Origin of the sequence: Streptomyces sp. NBC_01571, from assembly GCF_026339875.1 — a bacterium.
In the GTDB taxonomy this organism is placed as follows: domain Bacteria; phylum Actinomycetota; class Actinomycetes; order Streptomycetales; family Streptomycetaceae; genus Streptomyces.
Map to the genome: position 1 here is coordinate 5,272,494 of NZ_JAPEPZ010000001.1, position 21,106 is coordinate 5,293,599.

Annotated in this window: 17 protein-coding genes and 1 tRNA gene; 10 read left to right on the forward strand and 8 right to left on the reverse strand. The window is 71.0% G+C overall.

The window, feature by feature from the left end; all coding sequences use genetic code 11:
- The first annotated feature begins 35 nt into the window (after positions 1 to 35).
- The 3 genes from pheA (at position 36) to OHB41_RS23755 (ending at position 3,649) form a co-directional block, all read left to right on the forward strand.
- A complete protein-coding gene (pheA, locus tag OHB41_RS23745; RefSeq protein ID WP_266700227.1) occupies positions 36 to 968 on the forward strand; it encodes a prephenate dehydratase in 933 nt (310 codons plus the stop codon).
- Positions 969 to 1,541: 573 nt separating this feature from the next.
- Positions 1,542 to 2,819, forward strand: a complete 1,278-nt coding sequence (gene serS / locus OHB41_RS23750) for a serine--tRNA ligase (protein ID WP_168528975.1) — start codon at positions 1,542 to 1,544, stop codon at positions 2,817 to 2,819.
- Positions 2,816 to 3,649 (forward strand): HAD family hydrolase, encoded by an 834-nt coding sequence (locus tag OHB41_RS23755; RefSeq protein ID WP_266700228.1) that lies wholly within the window; start codon positions 2,816 to 2,818, stop codon positions 3,647 to 3,649. Before serS ends, OHB41_RS23755 begins: the two co-directional genes overlap by 4 nt.
- 80 nt (positions 3,650 to 3,729) lie before the next feature.
- Here the strand turns inward: OHB41_RS23755 and OHB41_RS23760 are convergent.
- The 6 genes from OHB41_RS23760 to OHB41_RS23785 form a co-directional block, all read right to left on the reverse strand.
- Positions 3,730 to 3,817, reverse strand: a tRNA-Ser gene (locus tag OHB41_RS23760).
- A 327-nt stretch (positions 3,818 to 4,144) separates the two neighbouring features.
- On the reverse strand, positions 4,145 to 4,408 hold the full coding sequence (locus tag OHB41_RS23765; RefSeq protein ID WP_266700229.1) for an SGM_3592 family protein: 264 nt from the start codon (positions 4,406 to 4,408) through the stop codon (positions 4,145 to 4,147).
- A gap of 102 nt (positions 4,409 to 4,510) precedes the next feature.
- Positions 4,511 to 5,230, reverse strand: a complete 720-nt coding sequence (locus OHB41_RS23770; RefSeq protein ID WP_266700230.1) for an ABC transporter permease — start codon at positions 5,228 to 5,230, stop codon at positions 4,511 to 4,513.
- Between the two features lie 10 nt (positions 5,231 to 5,240).
- Positions 5,241 to 6,152 (reverse strand): ABC transporter ATP-binding protein, encoded by a 912-nt coding sequence (locus OHB41_RS23775; protein WP_168528977.1) that lies wholly within the window; start codon positions 6,150 to 6,152, stop codon positions 5,241 to 5,243.
- A complete protein-coding gene (locus OHB41_RS23780; protein WP_266700231.1) occupies positions 6,149 to 7,054 on the reverse strand; it encodes an ABC transporter permease subunit in 906 nt (301 codons plus the stop codon). Before OHB41_RS23780 ends, OHB41_RS23775 begins: the two co-directional genes overlap by 4 nt.
- The gene (locus OHB41_RS23785) at positions 7,044 to 8,018 is read right to left on the reverse strand and encodes an ABC transporter ATP-binding protein (RefSeq protein ID WP_266706076.1); all 975 of its coding nucleotides are present in this window, start codon (positions 8,016 to 8,018) and stop codon (positions 7,044 to 7,046) included. Before OHB41_RS23785 ends, OHB41_RS23780 begins: the two co-directional genes overlap by 11 nt.
- A gap of 257 nt (positions 8,019 to 8,275) precedes the next feature.
- Between OHB41_RS23785 and OHB41_RS23790 the strand changes: the two genes are divergently transcribed.
- The 7 genes from OHB41_RS23790 (at position 8,276) to OHB41_RS23820 (ending at position 15,429) form a co-directional block, all read left to right on the forward strand.
- On the forward strand, positions 8,276 to 9,118 hold the full coding sequence (locus OHB41_RS23790; protein ID WP_266700232.1) for a M24 family metallopeptidase: 843 nt from the start codon (positions 8,276 to 8,278) through the stop codon (positions 9,116 to 9,118).
- Entirely contained in the window at positions 9,115 to 10,875 is a 1,761-nt protein-coding gene (locus OHB41_RS23795) for an SDR family oxidoreductase (RefSeq protein WP_266700233.1), read from the forward strand. Before OHB41_RS23790 ends, OHB41_RS23795 begins: the two co-directional genes overlap by 4 nt.
- Positions 10,872 to 11,774: a metal-dependent hydrolase gene (locus OHB41_RS23800; protein WP_266700234.1), complete on the forward strand. Its 903-nt coding sequence runs from the start codon at positions 10,872 to 10,874 to the stop codon at positions 11,772 to 11,774. Before OHB41_RS23795 ends, OHB41_RS23800 begins: the two co-directional genes overlap by 4 nt.
- A gap of 23 nt (positions 11,775 to 11,797) precedes the next feature.
- Complete coding sequence (locus tag OHB41_RS23805) at positions 11,798 to 12,742, forward strand: MerR family transcriptional regulator (RefSeq protein WP_266700235.1); 945 nt, start codon at positions 11,798 to 11,800, stop codon at positions 12,740 to 12,742.
- A gap of 146 nt (positions 12,743 to 12,888) precedes the next feature.
- Positions 12,889 to 13,437 (forward strand): RNA 2'-phosphotransferase, encoded by a 549-nt coding sequence (locus OHB41_RS23810; RefSeq protein WP_266700236.1) that lies wholly within the window; start codon positions 12,889 to 12,891, stop codon positions 13,435 to 13,437.
- 69 nt (positions 13,438 to 13,506) lie between these two features.
- Positions 13,507 to 14,409, forward strand: coding sequence for an LLM class flavin-dependent oxidoreductase (locus OHB41_RS23815; protein WP_266700237.1), 903 nt, complete (start codon positions 13,507 to 13,509; stop codon positions 14,407 to 14,409).
- 102 nt (positions 14,410 to 14,511) lie between these two features.
- Positions 14,512 to 15,429, forward strand: coding sequence for a Cof-type HAD-IIB family hydrolase (locus OHB41_RS23820; protein ID WP_451289412.1), 918 nt, complete (start codon positions 14,512 to 14,514; stop codon positions 15,427 to 15,429).
- A gap of 333 nt (positions 15,430 to 15,762) precedes the next feature.
- Here OHB41_RS23820 and OHB41_RS23830 read toward each other — a convergent pair whose 3' ends face one another.
- A complete protein-coding gene (locus OHB41_RS23830) occupies positions 15,763 to 17,454 on the reverse strand; it encodes a sensor histidine kinase (protein ID WP_266700239.1) in 1,692 nt (563 codons plus the stop codon).
- 26 nt (positions 17,455 to 17,480) lie between these two features.
- Positions 17,481 to 21,050 (reverse strand): thiol reductant ABC exporter subunit CydD, encoded by a 3,570-nt coding sequence (gene cydD / locus OHB41_RS23835; protein WP_266700240.1) that lies wholly within the window; start codon positions 21,048 to 21,050, stop codon positions 17,481 to 17,483.
- Positions 21,051 to 21,106 lie beyond the last annotated feature (56 nt).

The window sequence follows — 21,106 nt, forward strand, 5'->3', positions numbered from 1 at the left end:
GAGCCGGGGCGCACAAGGCCCATTAGGGTGAGGACATGCCAGCCAGCTATGCGTATCTCGGTCCTGAAGGCACCTTCACCGAAGTCGCCCTGCGCACTCTCCCGGAGACCGCCACCCGCGAGCTCGTCCCGATGGTGTCGGTCCCCGCCGCCCTGGACGCGGTGCGCAACGGCGAGGCGGAGGCCGCCTTCGTCCCGATCGAGAACTCGGTGGAGGGCGGTATCACCACGACCCTCGACGAGCTGGTCGCGGGCAGGCCACTGATGATCTACCGCGAGGTGCTGCTGTCGATCACCTTCGCCCTGCTGGTCAGGCCCGGCACCAAGCTGTCGGAGATCAAGACGGTGACCGCGCACCCCGCCGCGCAGCCGCAGGTGCGCAACTGGCTGAGGAACAACCTGCCGGACGTCCTCTGGGAGTCCGCGGCCTCGAACGCGGACGGCGCGCGTCTCGTGCAGGAGGGCCGTTACGACGCCGCCTTCGCGGGCGAGTTCGCGGCGGCCAAGTACGGCCTCGAGGCGCTGGAGACCGAGATCCACGACGCGGAGAACGCGCAGACGCGCTTCGTGCTGGTGGGCCGGCCCGCCCGGCCCGCGGCGCCGACCGGAGCGGACAAGACGTCCGTGGTCATCTGGCAGCGCGACGACCACCCGGGTGCCCTCCTCGAACTGCTCCAGGAGTTCGCGGTGCGCGGGGTCAACCTGATGCTGCTGCAGTCCCGGCCGACCGGGGAGGGCATCGGCAACTACTGCTTCGCCATCGACGCCGAGGGGCACATCTCGGACCGCCGGGTGGGCGAGGCGCTCATGGGACTCAAGCGGGTCTGCCCGGAGGTCCGTTTCCTCGGTTCGTACCCGCGTGCGGAAGTCGACCCCAAGGATGTGCGCGCGCCCCGGGCGGGCACGTCGGACAGCGAGTTCTCCGCCGCGTCGGACTGGCTGGCGCGCTGCCAGGACGGCCGGTTCTGAGCCGCTCGCCGGACCGTCTCCAGGGCCCTTCCTCGCCAGTCCTACCTGCAGATTTTCGTCATCCACAGATGTTATCCACAGGTTTGCTTCTCGACCTGGGGACAAGTCGACAACGAAGCACTACATCGTCGACAAATCGGCCTACAGGCCCTCACTTCGTCCACAGACCCTCACGTCACCCCTCGTCCACTCTTTTCCCTTGATCAATCCTTTGGAGCGAAGCATTTCCACTCGAACGTGGGTGTAGGGGTGGTTTGACCGGGGAATTCTCCGCCCGGCATGCGGCTTTCGGAATGATCCACTCCGCAGTCCACAGATCTTCCACACAGCCTGTGGATAACTTCGCGGGAGGCAGATGCCTGTGGACAACCCCGTCTCAAATCCCGGCCCCCACAAGGGAGTCCGGTCAACCGGCGCGCCGCCCTCTGCCCCGTTTCAGGGAGTGGAGTCCCTTTTATTGACGGCAATGGATGATCAAGGGAATCGATCCGGCATTTCACTCATAACGTGACACACGTGACGGAGTGGAATATCGAGTCGATGGCCGGAAGCGCGCACCGGTAGCCTTGTGGGGTGATTGACCTTCGCCTGCTCCGTGAGGACCCCGACCGTGTGCGTGCGTCGCAGCGCGCCCGTGGAGAGGACGTCGCACTCGTCGACTCCCTCCTCTCCGCCGACGAGCGGCGCAGGTCGTCCGGCGTCCGCTTCGACGAACTCCGTTCCGAGCAGAAGGCGCTCGGCAAACTGATCCCCAAGGCCTCCGGCGACGAGAAGGCCGAGCTCCTGAAGAAGGCCGGCGAACTCGCCGCCGCGGTCAAGGCCGCCGACGCCGAGCAGCACGAGACGGACGAGGAGACCAAGCGGCTCCTCCTCCAGCTCGGCAACCTGGTCCACCCGGACGTCCCGGTCGGCGGCGAGGAGGACTTCGTCGTCCTCGAGACGCACGGCACGATCCGCGACTTCGGTGCCGAGGGCTTCGAGCCCAAGGACCACCTGGAGCTCGGCGAGGCGCTCGGCGCCATCGACGTGGAGCGGGGCGCCAAGGTGTCCGGCTCGCGCTTCTACTACCTGACGGGCGTCGGCGCCCTCCTGGAGCTCGCCCTCGTCAACGCGGCGATCGCACAGGCCACCGAGGCCGGCTTCGTCCCGATGCTGACCCCGGCGCTGGTCCGCCCGCGCGCCATGGAGGGCACCGGCTTCCTCGGCCAGGCCGCGGAGAACGTGTACCACCTGGAGAAGGACGACTACTACCTGGTCGGCACCTCCGAGGTCCCGCTCGCGGCGTACCACATGGACGAGATCCTCGACGCCGACCAACTGCCCATGCGCTACGCCGGCTTCTCGCCGTGCTTCCGCCGCGAGGCCGGCACCTACGGCAAGGACACCCGCGGCATCTTCCGCGTGCACCAGTTCGACAAGGTCGAGATGTTCTCGTACGTGGCCCCCGAGGACGCGGAGAACGAGCACCAGCGGCTCCTGGAGTGGGAGAAGCAGTGGCTGACCGGCCTCGAACTGCCCTTCCAGGTGATCGACGTGGCCTCGGGCGACCTCGGCTCCTCCGCCTCCCGCAAGTTCGACTGCGAGGCGTGGATCCCGACCCAGGGCAAGTACCGCGAGCTGACCTCGGCCTCGAACTGCGACGGCTTCCAGGCCCGCCGGCTGTCCGTACGCATGCGCGACGGCAAGAAGGTGCAGCCGCTCTCCACGCTGAACGGCACCCTGTGCGCCGTACCGCGCACGATCGTGGCGATCCTGGAGAACCACCAGCTGTCCGACGGCTCCGTGCGGGTACCCGAGGTGCTGCGCCCCTACCTGGGCGGTCGTGAGGTCCTGGAGCCGATCTCCAAGTGACCGGCACCACTGGATCGACCGCGTCGGCCGGGGCGTTCCCCTACCGGCTCGTCGCGACCGACCTCGACGGGACGCTGCTGCGCTCCGACGGGACGGTCTCGGCGCGGACGCGTGAGGCGCTCGCCGCGGCCACCGCGGCGGGCGCGGCCCACATCGTCGTCACCGGGCGCGCGGTGCCCTGGACCCGGCACATCCTCGACGACCTCGGCTACGAGGGGCTCGCGGTGTGCGGTCAGGGGGCGCAGGTCTACCACGCCGGCGAGCACCGGCTGCTCACCTCGGTGACGCTCGACCGGCAGCTGGCCGGTCTGGCGATCGCCAAGATCGAGGCGGAGGTCGGCCCGCTGCTGCTCGCGGCGAGTCGTGACGGGCTCGACGGCGAGGTGCTGGTCGGCCCCGGCTACCGGACGCAGGACGGTCCGCTCCCGGTCGTGCCGATCAAGGACGCGGCGGACCTCTGGTCCGCTCCGCTGAACAAGGTGTACGTCCAGCACCCGACGCTCTCCGACGACGCGCTCGCGGCGGTGGCCATGCAGGTCGCCGGTGGTCTGGTCGGCGTCACGATGGCGGGCGCGGGCATCGTGGAGCTTCTCCCCCTCGGCCTCTCCAAGGCCACGGGGCTGTCCCTCGCCGCCCGCCGCCTCGGCACGCGGGCCGCGGACACCATCGCCTTCGGCGACATGCCCAACGACATCCCGATGTTCGCCTGGGCGGCGCGCGGGGTGGCGATGGCGGACGCCCATGAGGAACTCAAGGCGGTCGCCGACGAGGTGACGTCCTCGAACGACGAGGACGGCATCGCGGTCGTACTGGAACGGTTGCTGGGCTAGCCGGTCCGGGCCGGGAACTGCCGGCCCCGGGCCGCCGGCCGGTCCGGGCCCGCGGTTCGCAAAGCCCGGTCGTGGTGTCGCGGAGGATGCGCGGATCGAACGCGCGCGGGGTTTCCAGCCCCGACCACGGCTTAGCAAGCCGGTGCCTTTCCACTCGGCCAATCCTCCGGGTGGGCGGCCCGCGCGAGATGCGCGCTCGAAGCGGCCGCCCCGGGCAGCCCCCCGTGCGGAGCGGGTTCGACGGAGGGGTGACTACTCCGGAACCCGCCGCGGGCTGCCCTGTCGGGAGCTCGACGAACTGCTCCTGATGAACATCGTCGCGCTCCTCTCCCAGAATGCGGCGCCGGCCGGATGCGGCGGCGTGGACACAACTACTGTGCCCGTACGCCGCTTTGGGCGCCACTGATTAAGACCGTGCGGCTGCATGCGGGGGCCGTGCGGCGGCCGTGCGCGGGCCGTGCGGCAGCGGTCGATGGCCGCGTGCGGACGTCGTGGCTACTTGCGGCGCCACCTGCGCCGGCGGGCCTTGCTGAAGAACCAGCCCGCGGGCGGCTCGTCGGAGCGCCAGGGCTGTGGATCCGGTCCCCCTTCGCGCCAGCGGGCGGCGAGCATACGGGAGCGGGCGGACGGCTCGGCCGTCTCCGCGGACCGTATGAAGTCCTCGTCGAGTACGACGTCGTCCCAGAGGTCCCCCGGCCCCCGCTGTCCTTCACCCCGCTGTCCCTCGCTCTGCTGGCCCTCGCTCTGCGGTTCCGCCATCCCCGTTCCTCCTAGCCGCGCGTCCCCTTTTGCCCAGTGTGCCCGGACAGATGTGAAGTGGATGTCAAAGAAGGGGGCTCCACGCGTGCGTGGAGCCCCTGCTCACTCCTCGCCGGCCAGCGTCAGCGACCGCAGCCGCTGTCCGGCGTACCAGGTGGCGAGGACCGTGACGGCGACCAGCAGAACCGTCGCCGTCGGGAGTCCCACGTCCGAGGTGACGAGGTCCCCGCCGGTGACCTTGTGGGCCACCGCGAGCGCCCACTGCTGGACGCTGAGCGTGCGCGCGCCGGACACCAGCGACCCGAAGAGGGCCTCCCAGACCAGCGCGTAGACGAGGCCGAAGACGACCGCGTGCCGGGTCACCGTTCCCAGCAGCAGGAAGAGTGCCGCGTACGCGATCGAGGCGACCAGCGCGGCCACGGTGTAGGCGACGGCGATCTGCTGGCCGTTGCCGTTCAGGATCATGCCGGCGATGAAGGTCGGCACCGCCGAGAACGCCATGGTGACGGCGACCGCGACGATCAGCTTGGTGAAGATGATCGTCGGCCGCTTGAGGGGCTTGGCCAGCAGATACACCACCGAGCCGTCGTCGATCTCGGGTCCGATCGCGCCCGTTCCCGCGATGACACCGATGATCGGGACCATGGTGGCGAGCGCGAACCCGCCGAGCAGGTCCGAGGCCACCTGGTCGTCGGCTCCGGAGAAGCTGCGTACGGCCACGGAGATCACGATGAGCAGGACGGGCAGCACGCAGAGGATGAGGGCCCGGCGGCGGCCGAGCAGGCCCCGATAGGTGAGTCGGGCGACTGTGGGGTCGTACATGTTCGGCCTCCTACGCCGCGACGAGATACGAGAAGACGGACTCGAGGGACTCGTCGGACGGCGAGACCGTGAGCAGTCGGATGCCGTGTTCGCGTGCGACGCGCGGCAGCAGGGTGGTGAACCGGCCGAAGTCGACCGCCTGGACGCGCAGCGCGCCCTCGGCGAGGTCCACTTCGATGCCCGATGTCGACGGGTCCGCGATCAGGGCGGCGGCCAGTGTCCGGTCGTCGCTGGAGCGGACGAGGTAGCGGTGCGGGCGGTCGGTCATCAGCCGGCGGATGCGCCGGAAGTCGCCGCTCGCCGCGTGCCGGCCGGCGACGATCACCTCGATGTGGGCGGCGAGCTGCTCGACCTCCTCGAGGATGTGGGACGAGAACAGCACCGTGCGGCCCTCGTCGCCCATGCGGCGCAGCAGGTCCATGAGCTGCATGCGCTGGCGTGGGTCCATGCCGTTGAAGGGTTCGTCGAGCAGCAGCAGGGACGGTTCGTGGACCAGGGCGGAGGCCATCTTCACGCGCTGCCGCATGCCCTTGGAGTACGTCGAGATCTTGCGGTCCTGCGCGTACTCCATCTCGACCGTGGCGAGGGCCCGTTGGGCGGCCTTCGCGCCGAGTCCGTGCAGTTCGGCGTTGGCGACGACGAACTCACGGCCGGTGAGGAAGTCGTACATCGCCTCGCGCTCGGGGACGATGCCGATGTGCTTGTAGATCTCCTCGTTGCGCCAGACCTGTCGGCCGTCGAGAGTGACGGTGCCCGTGGAGGGGGCGAGGAAGCCGCCCATCATGTTGATGAGGGTGGACTTCCCGGCGCCGTTCGGGCCGAGCAGACCGGTGACTCCGGGGCCGATCGTCATCGTGATGTCGTTGACCGCCACCACGTTGCCGAACCAGCGGGAGACGTGGTCGATGTTGAGCGTGGTCACAGCCCGACCTTTCGGTAGCGGCGCATCAGGAGGCCGTAGCAGCCGGCGATGAGGCCCAGGACGACGAGGAGGTAGACGACACCCTGCCCGGACGAAGGGCCCTCCCCGCCGGGGAAGGCGGAGGTGGCGCCGAGGAAGGCCGTCTGCACACCGTCGATGAGGGTGATCGGGGAGAAGAGACCGAGCCACGGGACCGCGCCCGTGCTGGACTGGTTGAAGGCGATCGCCTGGACGGTGGAGACCGCCCCGTAGGAGATGGTCAGGGCGGCGATGACGGCCGCGATGCCGAAGCCACGGCGCGGGGTGATCGCCGAGATGACCAGGCCGATGCCGGCGAAGAGCAGGGACAGCAGCGCCACCGAGACGAGTCCCTGTCCGAAGCCCTTGGACTGGTCGGCGAAGTCGAGCTTCGCCAACAACGCCCCTACGTAGAGCACGATCAGCGGTGCGGCGGTGAGCACGAACAGCGCCGAGGCCAGCGCCGCGTACTTGGCGCGTACGTAGTCGACGGTCTCGATGGGACGCGAGAAGTACAGCGGAACGGTCTTGAAGCGCAGGTCGCGCGAGACCGACTGCGGTCCCTGGGAGGCGACGTACAGGCCGATGACGGCCTGCATGATGATCGCGTAGCGGGTGTAGTCGACGGGCAGGTCCTTCGCCTTGGTGGCGACCGCGACCGCCACCATGATGAGTGCGGGCACGCACATCACCACGAAGAGCAGCATCGGCAGCACCTTGGACTTGACCGAGCGGCCGAGTCCGTAGGAGCCGCGCAGCGACTGCGAGTACAAGGAGCGGCGGGCGTACGCGCGGCCCAGGCGGGGGCCGTCGTAGTGGCGGTAGCCGATGTTGTGGATCCGGGTCTGCTCGCCGTTCCGGGCGAGGGGCTGCTCAACCGCCATGGCCGACCGCCTCCTTCCGCTGCTCGTCGCGTTCCGTGTCGCTGTCCTTGAAGACCTCGGCGATGTGGTGCCTGCGCTGTTCCATGCGGACCAGGCCGAGTCCGAGGTCGGCGACGACGTCACGGACGAGGTCGTAGGTGTCCTCCCCCTCTGCGGTCAGCAGCAGGACGTGTCCCGCGCCCGGCAGCCCGCTGCCGTCGTGCGTCTCCACCCCGCGCGCCTGGAGCACGTCGCGCACCGCGCGGGTGCCGTCCGGGTGCTCGTCGGTGTCGGTGACCTCGATGGCGAGGGTCGTCGTGTTCTGGGTGAAGTCCGTGGTGGAGCTGGACCGCAGCAGCTTGCCGCCGTCGACGACCACGACGTGGTCGCAGGTCCGCTCCAGCTCGCCCAGCAGGTGGGAGGTGACCAGGACCGAGATCCCGAAGTCGGTGTGGATACGGCGGATCAGGCCGAGCATCTCGTCGCGGCCGACCGGGTCGAGGCCGTTGGTCGGCTCGTCGAGGAAGACCAGCTGAGGGTCGTGGACGAGGGCCTGCGCGAGCTTGACGCGCTGCTTCATGCCCGTCGAGTAGCCACCGATGGGGCGGTAGCGCTCCTCGTAGAGGCCGACGTGGCGCAGGGTGTCCGCGGTGCGTTCGCGGGCGGCGGCGGGCGGGAGCCCGGACATGCGCGCCATGTGCACGACGAACTCGGTGGCCGAGACGTCGGGGGGCAGGCAGTCGTGCTCCGGCATGTACCCGACCCGCTCGCGGATGGCGCCGCCCTCGGTGGCGACGTCCAGGCCGAGCACCCGTGCGCGGCCCTCGGTGGCGGGGGACAGACCCAGCAGGATCTTGATCAGTGTGGACTTGCCGGCTCCGTTGGCTCCGACGAGTCCGGTCACACCGGGTCCGACGTCCACGGAGAGCCGGTCAAGAGCGGTCACCCGTGGGTACCGCTTGCTCAGGCTTTCGGTCGCGATCACAGTCACGTTGTCGAAGGTAGTGGCGCACACCACAGGGGTCGTCAACCCGTGGAGGTGTATCCGCGTCCCTCTCGGGTCGTACGTGCCCGTAGGGGTCCCCCTGAGGTCGAACAACCGGTGGGGTGTCTGTCCCCATCGGGCCGGTCGTCCACAGGCGTCGGACGGCCCCATTGACGCAGCCTCTGACAACTGTCACATTCGCCAGTGTCAAGTTACGGGCACGTACCGCAGTCGATGGGGACGGGTGGGACGGCGGCATGACGACGGCAGTGGCGAGCGGACTCTCGGCGGAGCTGCGGGGGTTCCGGGAGGTCCAGCGTCTCGCGTACGACTGCGCGGAAGCGGTCGCCGCGCAGCTGAGGCCGGGCGTGACCGAGCGCGAGGCGGCGCGCATGCAGCGCGACTGGCTGCGCGAGCGCGGAGTGCGTGACTGGTTCCACCTGCCCTTCGCCTGGTTCGGGGACCGCACGGCGTTCGTGAACTTCCGCGTCCCGCTGCAGTTCTTCCCCACCGACCGGCGACTGGAGCCGGGGATGCCCTTCATCCTCGATCTGGCCCCGGTCCACGGGGGTTTCACGGCGGACATCGGATACTCCGGCTCGCTGGGCCTCAACCCCCTGCAGGACAGGCTGCTCGCCGACCTGCAGGCGCACCGCGAGCTGATCCTGCGCGAGGTCCGCGAGCGCAGACCGCTGCGCGAGATCTACGAGGAGGTGGACCGGCTCATGGTCCGCCAGGGCTACGCGAACCGGCATCGCGCGTATCCGTTCGGGGTGATCGCGCACAAGGTCGACCGGGTGAAGGAGCGCCCCTGGTCGCCCCGTCTGTTCGGGTTCGGCACGCAGTCCCTGAAGGGGCTCGCGGCGGACGCGCTCCACGGACACCGCGACGGCTGGTCACCGCTGTGGTCGCCGTACCGGTTCTCCGACCATCCGCCCCGGCCGGGGCTGTGGGCGGTCGAACCGCACCTCGGATTCCGGGGTACGGGTGCGAAGTTCGAGGAGATCCTGGTCGTCACCGATTCCAGGGATCCGGAGCAGAGCGCCTTCTGGCTTGACGACGATCTGCCGCACGTGCGGCGCTGGGCGGAGGAGAAGTGAGTCTCGACGGAGCGCGCGAGCGCCGGGTGCGGACGGGCGGAATCGAGCTGTGCGTCGCCGAGCTGGGCGACCCGGCACAGCCCACGGTGGTGCTCGTGCACGGCTATCCGGACTCCAAGGAGGTGTGGTCCGAGGTCGCGTCGCGTCTCGCCGAGCGTTTCCACGTCGTGCTGTACGACGTCCGCGGACACGGCGCGTCGACGGCACCGCGGCCGCTGCGGGGCGGCTTCACCCTGGAGAAGCTGACGGACGACTTCCTGGCGGTCGTGGACGCGGTAAGCCCGGACCGGCCGGTGCACCTGGTGGGACACGACTGGGGTTCGGTGCAGTCCTGGGAGTTCGTCACGGTCGCGCGCACGGAGGGGCGGATCGCCTCCTTCACCTCGATGTCCGGGCCGTCCCTGGACCACTTCGGGCACTGGATCAAGCGACGGGTCGAGCGCCCCACTCCGCGCAGGATGGGCCAACTCCTCGGCCAGGGCGCCAAGTCCTGGTACGTGTACCTGCTGCACACCCCCGTGTTGCCCGAACTCGCCTGGCGCGGCCCCCTCGGCAGGCAGTGGCCGAAGATCCTGCGGCGGGTCGAGCAGATGCCCCCGGGCGACTACCCGACCCCGTCGCTGCCGACGGACGCGGCGCACGGCGCCTGGTTGTACCGCGACAACGTCCGGGCCCGGCTGAGCCGGCCGCGCCCGGACGCCTACGCGCATGTGCCGGTGCAGCTCATCACGCCGCTGGGGGACGCGTTCCTCTCCGAGCGGCTCTACGACGACCTGGAGCGGTGGGCCCCCGAGCTGGTACGCCGCACGCTCCCGGCCAAGCACTGGATTCCACGCACCCGGCCCGACCAGGTGGCCGCCTGGATCACGGAGTTCGTGCACACGAACGAGGACGGTGTGCCCGTGCGGGACACCGTGGCCACCGGCAGGTACGCGGAGCGCTTCGGCGGACAGCTGGTGCTCGTCACCGGTGCGGGCAGCGGCATCGGCCGGGCCACCGCGTTCGCGTTCGCCGAGGCCGGCGCACGCGTGGTGGCCGTCGACCGGGACGCCGAGGGCGCCGCGCGCACGGCGGAGATGTCCCGGCTGATCGGCTCCCCGGACGCCTGGGCCGAGACGGTCGACGTCTCGGACGAGCAGGCCATGGAGAAGCTCGCCGAGAAGGTCGCCGGCGAGTACGGCGTCGTGGACGTGCTGGTGAACAATGCCGGGATCGGACTGTCGGGGTCCTTCTTCGACACGACCCCGGAGGACTGGAGGAAGGTCCTCGACGCCAACCTGTGGGGTGTCATCCACGGCTGCCGGCTCTTCGGGAAGCAGATGACCGAGCGCGGCCAGGGCGGTCACATCGTCAACACCGCGTCGGCGGCGGCGTACCAGCCCTCGAGGACACTGCCCGCCTACAGCACCTCCAAGGCGGCCGTCCTGATGCTCAGCGAGTGCCTGCGCGCGGAGCTGGCCGGCCAGGGCATCGGGGTCTCCGCGATCTGCCCGGGCTTCGTCAACACGAACATCACCTCGACCGCGCACTTCGCCGGGGTCGACGCCGCCGAGGAGAAGCGCCGGCAGAAGCGGGCGACGCGGCTCTACGGACTGCGCAACTACCCGCCGGAGAAGGTGGCCGACGCGATCCTGCGTGCGGTGGTCCGCAACCAGGCGGTCGTTCCCGTCACCCCGGAGGCGCGCGGCGCCCGCCTGATGGCGCGGTTCACGCCGAGGGCGCTGCGCGCCGTCGCGCGAATGGAGCCGCCGCTGTGAGCGAGCAGCACACGATCACCCCGCGCCGGGTCTCCTTCGACTGGGAGCGCACCCCGCTGCACTGGATACCGGACGAGCCCACCGCCACCCACGTCATCAACGTGCTGCACCTGCTGCTGCCGGCAGGGGAGCGGTGGTTCGTGAAGGTCCTCAGGGAAGGGCTGCCGCTCATCGGGGACCCCGAACTCCTGCGGGACGTCAAAGGGTTCATGGGCCAGGAGGCGACGCACAGCGTGCAGCACGCGTACGTCCTCGACCACCTGGCGGCCCAGCGCCTCGACACGGGGGACTTCATCCGGCACGTCGACTTCCTCTTCGAGAAGGTGCTCGGTGAGCGCCCGCCCCTGGGGGTGCCGCTGCCGGACCGGGAGTGGCTGCGCTTCCGGCTGTCGGTGGTCGCCGCGATCGAGCAGTTCACGGCGGTGCTCGGTGACTGGGTGCTGGCCGCCGACGGCCTGGACCGTGCCGGGTCCGACGAGGTCATGCTCGACCTGCTGCGCTGGCACGGCGCGGAGGAGGTGGAGCACCGCGCGGTCGCCTTCGACATGTACCAGCACTGCGGCGGCGAGAGCCTCCCCCGGTATGCCCGCCGGATCGTGGGCATGGCGGTCACGGCACCGATGATGCTCTACCTCTGGGCATGGGGCGCCGCCTATCTCCTGCGTCACGACCCGCAGCTCGCCGGGCGGGCCCGGTATTCGCTCGCGGCCCACAACAGGGCTGTGCGCAAAGGCCTGTTGCCCACCTGGAAGGAGCTCGGCGCGGCCGTGCCCCGCTATCTGCGGCGGTCGTACCATCCCTCGCAGGAGGGTTCGCTGCCCAGGGCCGTCGAGTATCTGGCGCAGTCGCCCGCGGCACGGACGGCGGCGGGGGCGATCGGTCGGGCCGCCGTCTCGTGAACGGCCCGGGAGGGCAGGGAGCGGTGAGCGACGAGCCGGTCGGTGCCGGGTACCGCATCGAGGACCTGGCGCACCGCAGCGGCGCCACGGTCCGGACGATCCGCGCCTATCAGGACCGCGGGCTGCTCCCCCGGCCCGAGCGGCGGGGCCGCGCCAACGTATACGCGGACGCGCATCTGGCCCGGCTGCGGCAGATCGCCGACCTCCTGGACCGCGGCTACACCCTGGCCTCCATCAAGGAGCTCCTGGAGGCGTGGGACACGGGCCGGGGCCTGGGCGGGATCCTCGGGCTGGTCGCCGAGGTCGACGGGCCGTGGACCGACGAGCGGGCGGTGCGGATCTCCCGGGCCGAGCTGGACGAACGCTTCGGAGGGAGTCCGGACGACGCGGCGGTTGCCGACGCGGTGGAACTGGGTGTGCTGGAGCCCGTTCCCGGCAGTGAGGACTCCTTTCTCGTACCGAGTCCCCAAGAGCTGTCCGTGGCGGTCGAGTTGTACGCGGCGGGAGTTCCGTTGTCCGCGATCTCCAGTCATCTGCGGGAGTTGAGGGTCAAGGTCGAGCACATCGCCGAGCGTTTCCTGGAGTTCACGACCGAGCACGTCTTCGCGCGCTATCTCGGTGAGCATCCGCCGACGGACGCCGAGGCGGCCGAGGCGGCCTCGCTCGTCCGCCGGTTGCGGCCGCTCGCGCAGCAGACCGTGGACGCCGAACTGGCGCGGGCCATGCGGCTGTTCGCCACCCGTCACCTGCGTGAGCACCTGGGAACGGAACAACCCGGTGAGCAGCGCGAGGAGACGTCCTCGGTGGTGCTCCCGACCGCCACAACGCGAGCCGTGGAGCGTCTGGTTGGTACGGATCAGGTCGCGGCCTTCGTCGCGACGGCGGCCGAACGCGAGGTGCAGGCACGGAGCTTGGACCAGCTCGCCACAAACCATGCCGCACGCCGCACTGTTGACGAAACTCCGTGAATGGGCGACCAGTTGTCCACAGAATCGTCAATTCCCCTGTGGATAACCACACTTGGCTGTGGATCAAACCTCCGAATCAAAATCAAATGCGTGATCAGCGTCTCGCCAGGCACCCTGGTCGGATGAACGAAGAGATGAAGGTAGGAATGGATGAAAGACGCACCGTGAAGGTGTCGAAGTACCTCTCGAAGCATCTGCGGCATCAGCCCGAGCGGATCGGACTCACGCTCGGCGAGGGAGGCTGGGTCGAGATCGACACACTGATCACTGCGGCCGCGTCGCACGGATTCCGGTTCACGCGCGCGGAGCTCGACCACGTGGTGGCCACGAACGACAAACAGCGCTTCGCCGTGGAGGGCACCCGCATCCGTGCCAGCCAGGGCCACTCCGTCGAGGTCGACCTGGGGCTGCCCCCCGCGACCCCGCCGGCGCACCTCTACCACGGGACCGTGGCACGCAACCTGGACGCGATCCGCGCCGAGGGCCTGCGGCCCATGAACCGGCACGACGTCCACCTGTCGCAGGACCGGGAGACCGCCACCCGTGTCGGCGCCCGCCGCGGGCGACCGGTCGTGCTCGGCGTGGACGCCGCCGCCATGCACCGCGACGGCCATGTCTTCCGGGTCAGCGCGAACGGCGTGTGGCTCACCGAGGCCGTGCCCCCGGCGTATCTGCGGTTCCCCGGCCCGCACTGACCGGGACCCGGCCCCGGAGTGATCACGCGATGGCCGCGACCACACCGCGGCTCGGCTTACGCTCGATGCATGAGTCTGCGTCTGAGCACCGTGATCCTGCCGTACCTCCGCTGGCACGAGGGCGGCCGTTCCGCCTGGCAGCGCGCGGAGCAGCTCGGCTTCCACACGGCGTTCACCTATGACCACCTCTCCTGGCGGACCTTCCGGGACGGCCCCTGGTTCGGAGCCGTACCGACGCTCACCGCCGCGGCGGCCGCCACCGACCGCCTCCGGCTGGGCACGCTCGTGACCTCGCCGAACTTCCGGCACCCGGTCGCCCTCGCCAAGGAACTGATCTCCCTCGACGACATCTCGGACGGGCGGGTCACCCTGGGCATCGGCGCGGGCGGCACCGGCTTCGACGCCACGGCGCTCGGCCAGGAGCCCTGGGCCCCGCGCGAGCGCGCCGACCGCCTCGCCGAGTTCGTACCGCTGCTCGACCGCCTCCTCACCGAGGAATCCGTCACGTCCGAGGGCACCTTCTACTCCGCGCACGAGGCCCGCAACATCCCCGGCTGCGTCCAGCGCCCCCGGCTGCCCTTCGCGGTGGCCGCCACCGGTCCGCGCGGGCTGAAGCTCGCCGCCCGGTACGGACAGGCCTGGGTGACGACCGGAGACCCGAAGCTGTACGAAACGGGGACCTCCGAACAGTCGGTTCAAGCCATTCGTGGACAGGCCGGGAAGCTGGCGGACGCCTGCGACGCGATCGGCCGTGACGCGGCCGAGCTCGACAAGATCCTGCTCACCGGCTTCACCCCCGACCGCGGCCGTCCGCTGGAGTCCCTCGACGCCTTCGTCGACTTCGCGGGCCGCCACGCCGAGCTGGGCTTCACCGACATCGTGATCCACTGGCCCATTCCCGACTCCGACTTCGCGGCCGACGAGAAGGTCTTCGAACGCATCGCCATGGAGGCCCCGGCGCAGCTGCGCTGACAGGCCCCGGCTCCGGGCTGTGACCGTACTGGTGAGAGCGGTAACCACTCACCTGTGCGAACCCCCGCACGGCCGTGCGGGCATATGCGCCAGAATGGCGCGGTGACCTCAGCGACCCGACAGCCCGAGCCCCCGGCCTCTCGCGCCTCCCGCACGCGCTCGACCGCGCTCGAACAAGGAGGTACTCCCATCGCCCCGCCCCGCCTGATCGCCACCGACCTCGACGGCACCCTGCTGCGCGACGACAAGTCGGTGTCCGAGCGCACGGTCGCCGCCCTGGCCGCCGCCGAGGAAGCCGGCATCGAGGTCTTCTTCGTCACCGGCCGCCCGGCGCGCTGGATGGACGTCGTCAGCGACCACGTGCACGGGCACGGCCTGGCGATCTGCGGCAACGGCGCCGCCGTGGTCGACCTGCACGGCGGCCCCGGTGCCCACCGGTTCGTCAAGGTGCGGGAACTCGCACGGGAGAACGCGCTCGACGCGGTAGGGCTGGTGCGTGAGGCCGCGCCGGGCACGGTGTTCGCCGTGGAACAGACGTACGGCTTCTATCAGGAGCCCGCGTATCCCAAGATGCACCTGGAGCTGCCGGACGCCCTCGGCCCCGCCGAGAAGCTGCTGGCACCCGATGCTCCCGGCGCCGGTGAGCCGGTGCTCAAGATCCTCGCCTTCCATCACGAGCTCGACCCCGACGCCTTCCTCACCGTGGCGCGCCGCGCGGTCGGCGACCGTGCCACCGTCACCCGCTCCAGCCCCAGCGCGCTGTTGGAGATCAGCGGCCCCGACGTCTCCAAGGCCAGCACGCTCGCGCTGTGCTGCGCCGAGCGCGGCATCGCGCCGGAGGAGGTCGTCGCCTTCGGGGACATGCCGAACGACGTCGAGATGCTCACCTGGGCGGGCACGTCGTACGCGATGGGCAACGCCCACCCCGCCGTGATCGCCGCCGCCTCCGGCCGTACGGTCGCCAACAACGAGGACGGCGTGGCGGTCGTCATCGAGCGGATCATCGCCGACCGGTCGTAGCACCGATTCGCAGAAACGATTCGAGCAGGCATCACGGTCCAGCGGACCGCGACCCCGAGCGGGACAGGCCACGGCACCGGATCGATGGCCGAGCCCGGTCGCGGGGTAATCCTCACCGCGAAGTACGAATGCGGTCCGGTCGAGTTGCCGGTCGTGCCCGACTGCGCGATGCGGCGGCGGTCGTCCCCGAACTGCCGTCGCTTCCCCAGCGGCGAGTCGATCGCAAGCCAGCCGTCGTGTGCCGGTCCGGCGTCCACCCGCGTGCCGGTCCGGCGCCCCCGTCCTGTTCACGTCGTACGCCCGGGGGCGCACACTCCCGGGCGGCCGTCGCCTCTACGGCGAGCCGGCCCGGGGAGCGTAGGGCGCCTGCCACACCACGGTCGTACCGCCGGCGTTCCCGCCGAGTCCCGGCCCGTACCAACTGTCGCCTCCCAGCGCCTCGGCCCGCCGCCTGAGATTCGTCAGACCGCTGCGCCGGCCGCGGTGGGGGATGCCGACACCGTCGTCCGCGACACTCAGCCGGACCCCGCGCCGCCCGTCCCGCAGGGTGACGGTCGCGTCGACGACGACATCGATGCGGGAGGCCCCGGAATGCCGGAAGGCGTTGGAGAGGGCCTCGCGCAGAGCGGCGATGAGATTCCTGGCGGTCAGTTCACCGACGGCCGTGTCCACGGGACCGACGAAATGGTGAACGGGCCTGAAGCCCATGGGCACGGCGGCCATGTTGATCTCGCGCAGTACGCGGGTACGCAGCCCGGACGGGGCCTCGGCGGGACCCTGTTGCAACGCGAAGATGGCGGTGCGGATCTCCTGGATGGTGACGTCGAGCTCGTCGACCGCCTTGCCGACGCCCTCCCGCACCTCGGGCACGCCCGAACACCGCTGGGCGCTCTCCAGCATCATCCCGGTCGCGAACAGCCGTTGGATGACGAGATCGTGCAGGTCGCGGGCGATCCGTTCGCGGTCCTCGTAGACCGCGAGCCGCTCCCGGTCCCGCTGCGCCTCGGCCATCATCAGTGCGAGCGCCGCCTGCGCGGCGAACTGCGCGGCCAGGGTGTGCTCGGCCTCGGTGAACGGGCGGGCACCCCGTTCCCGGGGAGTGACGAGGGCCCCCAGCAGGCGGCTCTCGCTCTGCAGGGGGAGCATCATCGTCGGACCGTACTCGCGGACGAAATCGGTGCGGATGCGCGGATCGGTGGCCGCGTCGTCGAGGAACACGGCGTTCCCGCCGAGGAGTTCGGCGACCAGCTCGCTCTCCGGGGGGATGACGAAGCCGAGCGCCTGGGACGGACGGTCCCTCGCGACCGCGGTGATCTCCAGGCCGCCCTCGTCGGCGGGCAGCAGCACGATCCCGGCCGCCGCGCAGGAGAGCCGGCGCGCCTGCTCGGCGACGACCTGGAGCGCGTCCTCGGCGTCGCCGCCCGCCAGCAGGGCCGTGGTGACGGCCACCGAACCGTCGATCCAGCGCTCGCGCTGCTGGGCCGCCTCGTACAGCCGGGCGTTGCCGATCGCGATACCCGCCTCCGCGGCCAGCACCCGGACCATGTCGAGATCGTGGTCGCCGAACGGCTCGCCGTCGCGTTTCTCGGCCAGATAGAGGTTCCCGAAGATCTCGCCCTGCACGCGGATCGGAACCCCGAGGAAGCTGCGCATCGACGGATGGTGATCAGGGAAGCCGCACGAGCGACCGTCTTCGTCCAGGTACGTGAGCCGTACCGGGCCCGGGTCGTGGATGAGCGCTCCGAGCAGCCCCCTGTGCCCGTCGGGCAGCCGCCCGATCCGCTGGGCGGTCTCCGCGTCGATCCCGTGGTACGCGAAGTCCACGAGCCCCTCGCCGTCCTCCTCGACGACCCCGATCGCCGCATAGCACGCGTCCGTCAGCGCTGCCGCGGTCTCGCAGATCCGGTCCAGCGTCGCGTGCAGCTCCAGCTCCGCCCCGACCGCCCGCATCGCGTCCAGGAGGCGCGCTACGTCCGGACCGCCGTCCGGGTCGGGCGAGGCGGAAGCCTCGGAAGCCACTGCCATGCCTTGAGCGTAGTTAGTCGCTTTTACTACCGAAAGTCGGGTACGGAACCCACGGCATCGCGGATACCCAGGGGCCCGGCGTCGGACGCACCCCTGCCAGCCGCCGCTCCGGCGAGCAGATCCCCCGCCGCCTCCCGCTCCACCATCTCCCGCAGCGGACCCTCCACCACGGACAACTCGGCGTACGCGCCCCGCTGCGCCACCCGGCCCCGTGCCAGCACGATCACCTCGTCCACCGCTTCCAGCCCGGCCAGACGGTGAGTGATCAGCAACGTCGTACGCCCCTCGGTCGCGGCCAGCAGGTCCGCGGTGAGCGCGTCGGCCGTCGGCAGGTCGAGATGTTCCGCGGGCTCGTCCAGGACGAGGACGGGGAAGTCGGCGAGCAGCGCTCGGGCGAGCGCCAGCCGCTGGCGCTGACCGCCGGACAGCCGCGCCCCGTGCTCGCCGATCAGTGTGTCGAGTCCGCCGGGCAGCTCGTCCGTCCACTCCAGGAGCCGGGCTCGGGCGAGCGCGTCGCGCAGCTCGGTCTCCGTGGCGTTCTTCCTGGCCAGCAGCAGGTTCTCCCGCACGCTGCTGTCGAAGAGGTGCGCGTCCTGGGCGCAGAGCCCGACCAGACGGCGTACGTCGTCCCCGTCCATGCCGTACGCGTCGGTGCCATTCAGCGTGTACGTCCCCGCATCCGCGTCCAGGAAGCGCAGCAGCACCTGTGCCAGCGTGGTCTTGCCGGAGCCGGAGGGGCCCACGACCGCGATCCTGCGGCCCCGTTCGAGCGTCAGGTCGAGGCCGGCGAGCGCGTCCCGGTCCTGTCCCGGGTGACGGGCCGCGAGTCCGCGCACCCGCAGCGGGAAGGGCGACACGGGTGCCGGCCGCGGCTGCTCCGGTTCGCGTACGGGGTCGGGGGCGTCCAGGATCTCGTACACGCGGCCCGCGCTCTCCCGCACCCGCTGCCGGTGCTGGACGGCGAGCGGCAGCCCCAGAACGGCCTCGAACGCGGCCAGCGGGACGAGGACGACCACGGCCATCGCCACGCCGCTCAGTCGTCCGCTCGCGACCGCCTGGGCCCCCACGAGGGCGGCCGTGGCGACGGTCAGGCCGGTCGCCAGTGCGGTGAGTCCGTCGCCGAGCGCGGTCGCGGCGGCGGACCGCGAGGCGATGCGGGTCAGCACGGTGTCGGCCCGCCGGGCCTCGGCAGTACGGGCGGCCAGCGCGCCCGCGACCGTCAATTCGGCCGTACCCGTGAGGAGATCGGTGACGCGGGTCGCCAGGTCGCCGCGGGCGGGGGCCAGTCGCCGTTGCGCGCGGCGCGAGACGGCCCCGGTCACGAGCGGGACGCCGACCCCGGCCGCCAGCAGCCCGGCCGCGAGGGCGGCTCCGGCCTCGGGCAGCAGCCAGGCGGTGAAGCCGACGGAGGCGGTCGACACCAGGACCGCGGCCCCGGCGGGCAGCAGCCACCGCAGCCAGTAGTCCTGCAGCGCGTCGACGTCGGCGACGAGCCGCGAGAGCAGATCACCGCGCCGGGTCGTGCGCAGCCCCGCCGGCGCGAGACGCTCCAGGCGCCGGTAGACGGCGACGCGGGTGTCGGCCAGCATCCGCAGCACCGCGTCGTGCGACACCAGCCGCTCGGCGTAGCGGAAGACGGCCCGGCCGATCCCGAACGCCCGCGTGGCCGTCACCGCCAGCATCAGATACATGACCGGTGGCTGCTGGGACGCCCGCGAGATGAGCCATCCCGAGGTGGCCATCAGGCCGACGGCGCTGGCGAGCGCGAGACTGCCGAGCAGGAGCGCGAGCGCGAAACGACCGCTGCGGGGACCGGCCATGGCACGGACCCGGGCGAGGACATCGCCGCGCCCGCTGGAGACCCCGAGGAACTCCTCCGCGTCGGCCGCGGGCACACCCTCCGGCTCGACCGGCCCGGGCCGCGTCGTGGTCCCGCCGTGCGCGGGACGCGGCACCGTGGTGGGCGCCCCGGGCTCCAGCCGCACCACCCGGTCCGCCACTCCCAGCAGCGCGGGCCGGTGCACGACCAGCAGGACCGTCCGCCCGAGGGCAAGCCTGCGCACCGCCGCCACGACCTCCGCCTCCGTCGTGCCGTCGAGCGAGGCCGTCGGCTCGTCGAGAAGCAGCACCGGCCGGTCCGCGAGGAACGCCCGTGCCAGGGCGAGGCGTTGGCGCTGCCCGGCGGAGAGGCCGCTGCCGTCCTCACCGAGTACCGTGCGGGCGCCGTCGGGCAGTGCGTCCACGAACTCCAGCGCCCCCGCGTCGGCCAGCGCCCGCCGTACCGCCGTGTCGTCGGCGTCAGGTCGTGCCAGCCGTACGTTCTCCGCGATCGAGCCCGCGAAGAGGTGCGGACGTTGCGGCACCCAGGCCACCCGTGAGCGCCACTCCTCCACGTCGCTTCCAGCGAGATCGGCTCCTCCGACCCGTACCCGGCCCGCGGTGGGTTCCACGAATCCGAGCAGGACGTCGAGCAGGGTCGACTTGCCCGCGCCGCTCGGTCCGACGAGTGCCACCGTCTCACCCTGCGCGACCGCGAAGGAGACGTCGGAGACCGCGTCCCCGGAGCGCCCCGGATAGCGGACCGTCACCGCGTCGAAGCTGATCTCGCCTTCCGGCACGGGAAGCGAACCGCCGGCCGGCAACGGTGTCTCCAGCACCGAGAAGATCTCCTCGGCCGCGGCGAGCCCCTCGGCGGCGGCGTGGTACTGCGCCCCTACCTGTCGCAGCGGCAGGTAGGCCTCGGGCGCGAGGACGAGGATGACGATCCCCACGTACAGATCCATGTCGCCGTGGACGAGCCGCATCCCGATGGTCACGGCGACCAGCGCGACCGAGATCGTGGCGAGCAGTTCCAGCGCGAAGGAGGACAGGAAGGCGATCTGCAGGGTCCGCATGGTCGCCTGGCGGTACTCGCCGGTGATCCGCCGGATCGACTCGGCCTGGGCCTTGGCCCTGCCGAAGACCTTGAGCGTGGGCAGTCCGGCGACCACGTCCAGGAAGTGCCCCGAAAGCCGTGACAGCAGTCGCCACTGACGGTCCATCCGGGACCTCGTGGCCCATCCGATCAGGGCCATGAAGAGGGGGATGAGCGGAAGGGTGACGACGATGATCGCCGCCGACACCCAGTCTTCGGTGACGATCCGCGCGAGCACCGCCACGGGCACCACGATCGCGAGGCCCAACTGCGGGAGATAGCGCGAGAAGTAATCGTCCAGCGCGTCCACTCCCCTCGTGGCGAGGGCGACCAGCGACCCGGTGCGCTGCCCGCCCAGCCATCCGGGACCGAGCGCGGCGGCCCGCTCCAGCAACCGCCCCCGCAGTTCCGATTTGACCGCCGCGCTTGCCCGGTGCGCGGCGAGTTCGGTGAGCCATGCGACGAGTGCCCGTCCCACGGCGACCGCGACCAGCAGGAGCAGAGGGGTACGAAGTTCCGGAGCCGAGTGACCGTGCTGGAAGGCGCCGACCACGACTTCGGCGATGAGCATCGCCTGCGCAATGACCAGCGTCGCTCCGACCGCGCCCAGCCCCACGACCGTCAGCAGGAAGACGCGGGTGGCGCGGGCGTACCGCAGCAGACGCGGGTCGATTGGTTTCACGTGAAACACACCCTTGGCTCATCCGGCATGTTTCACGTGAAACATGCCCTTACGTC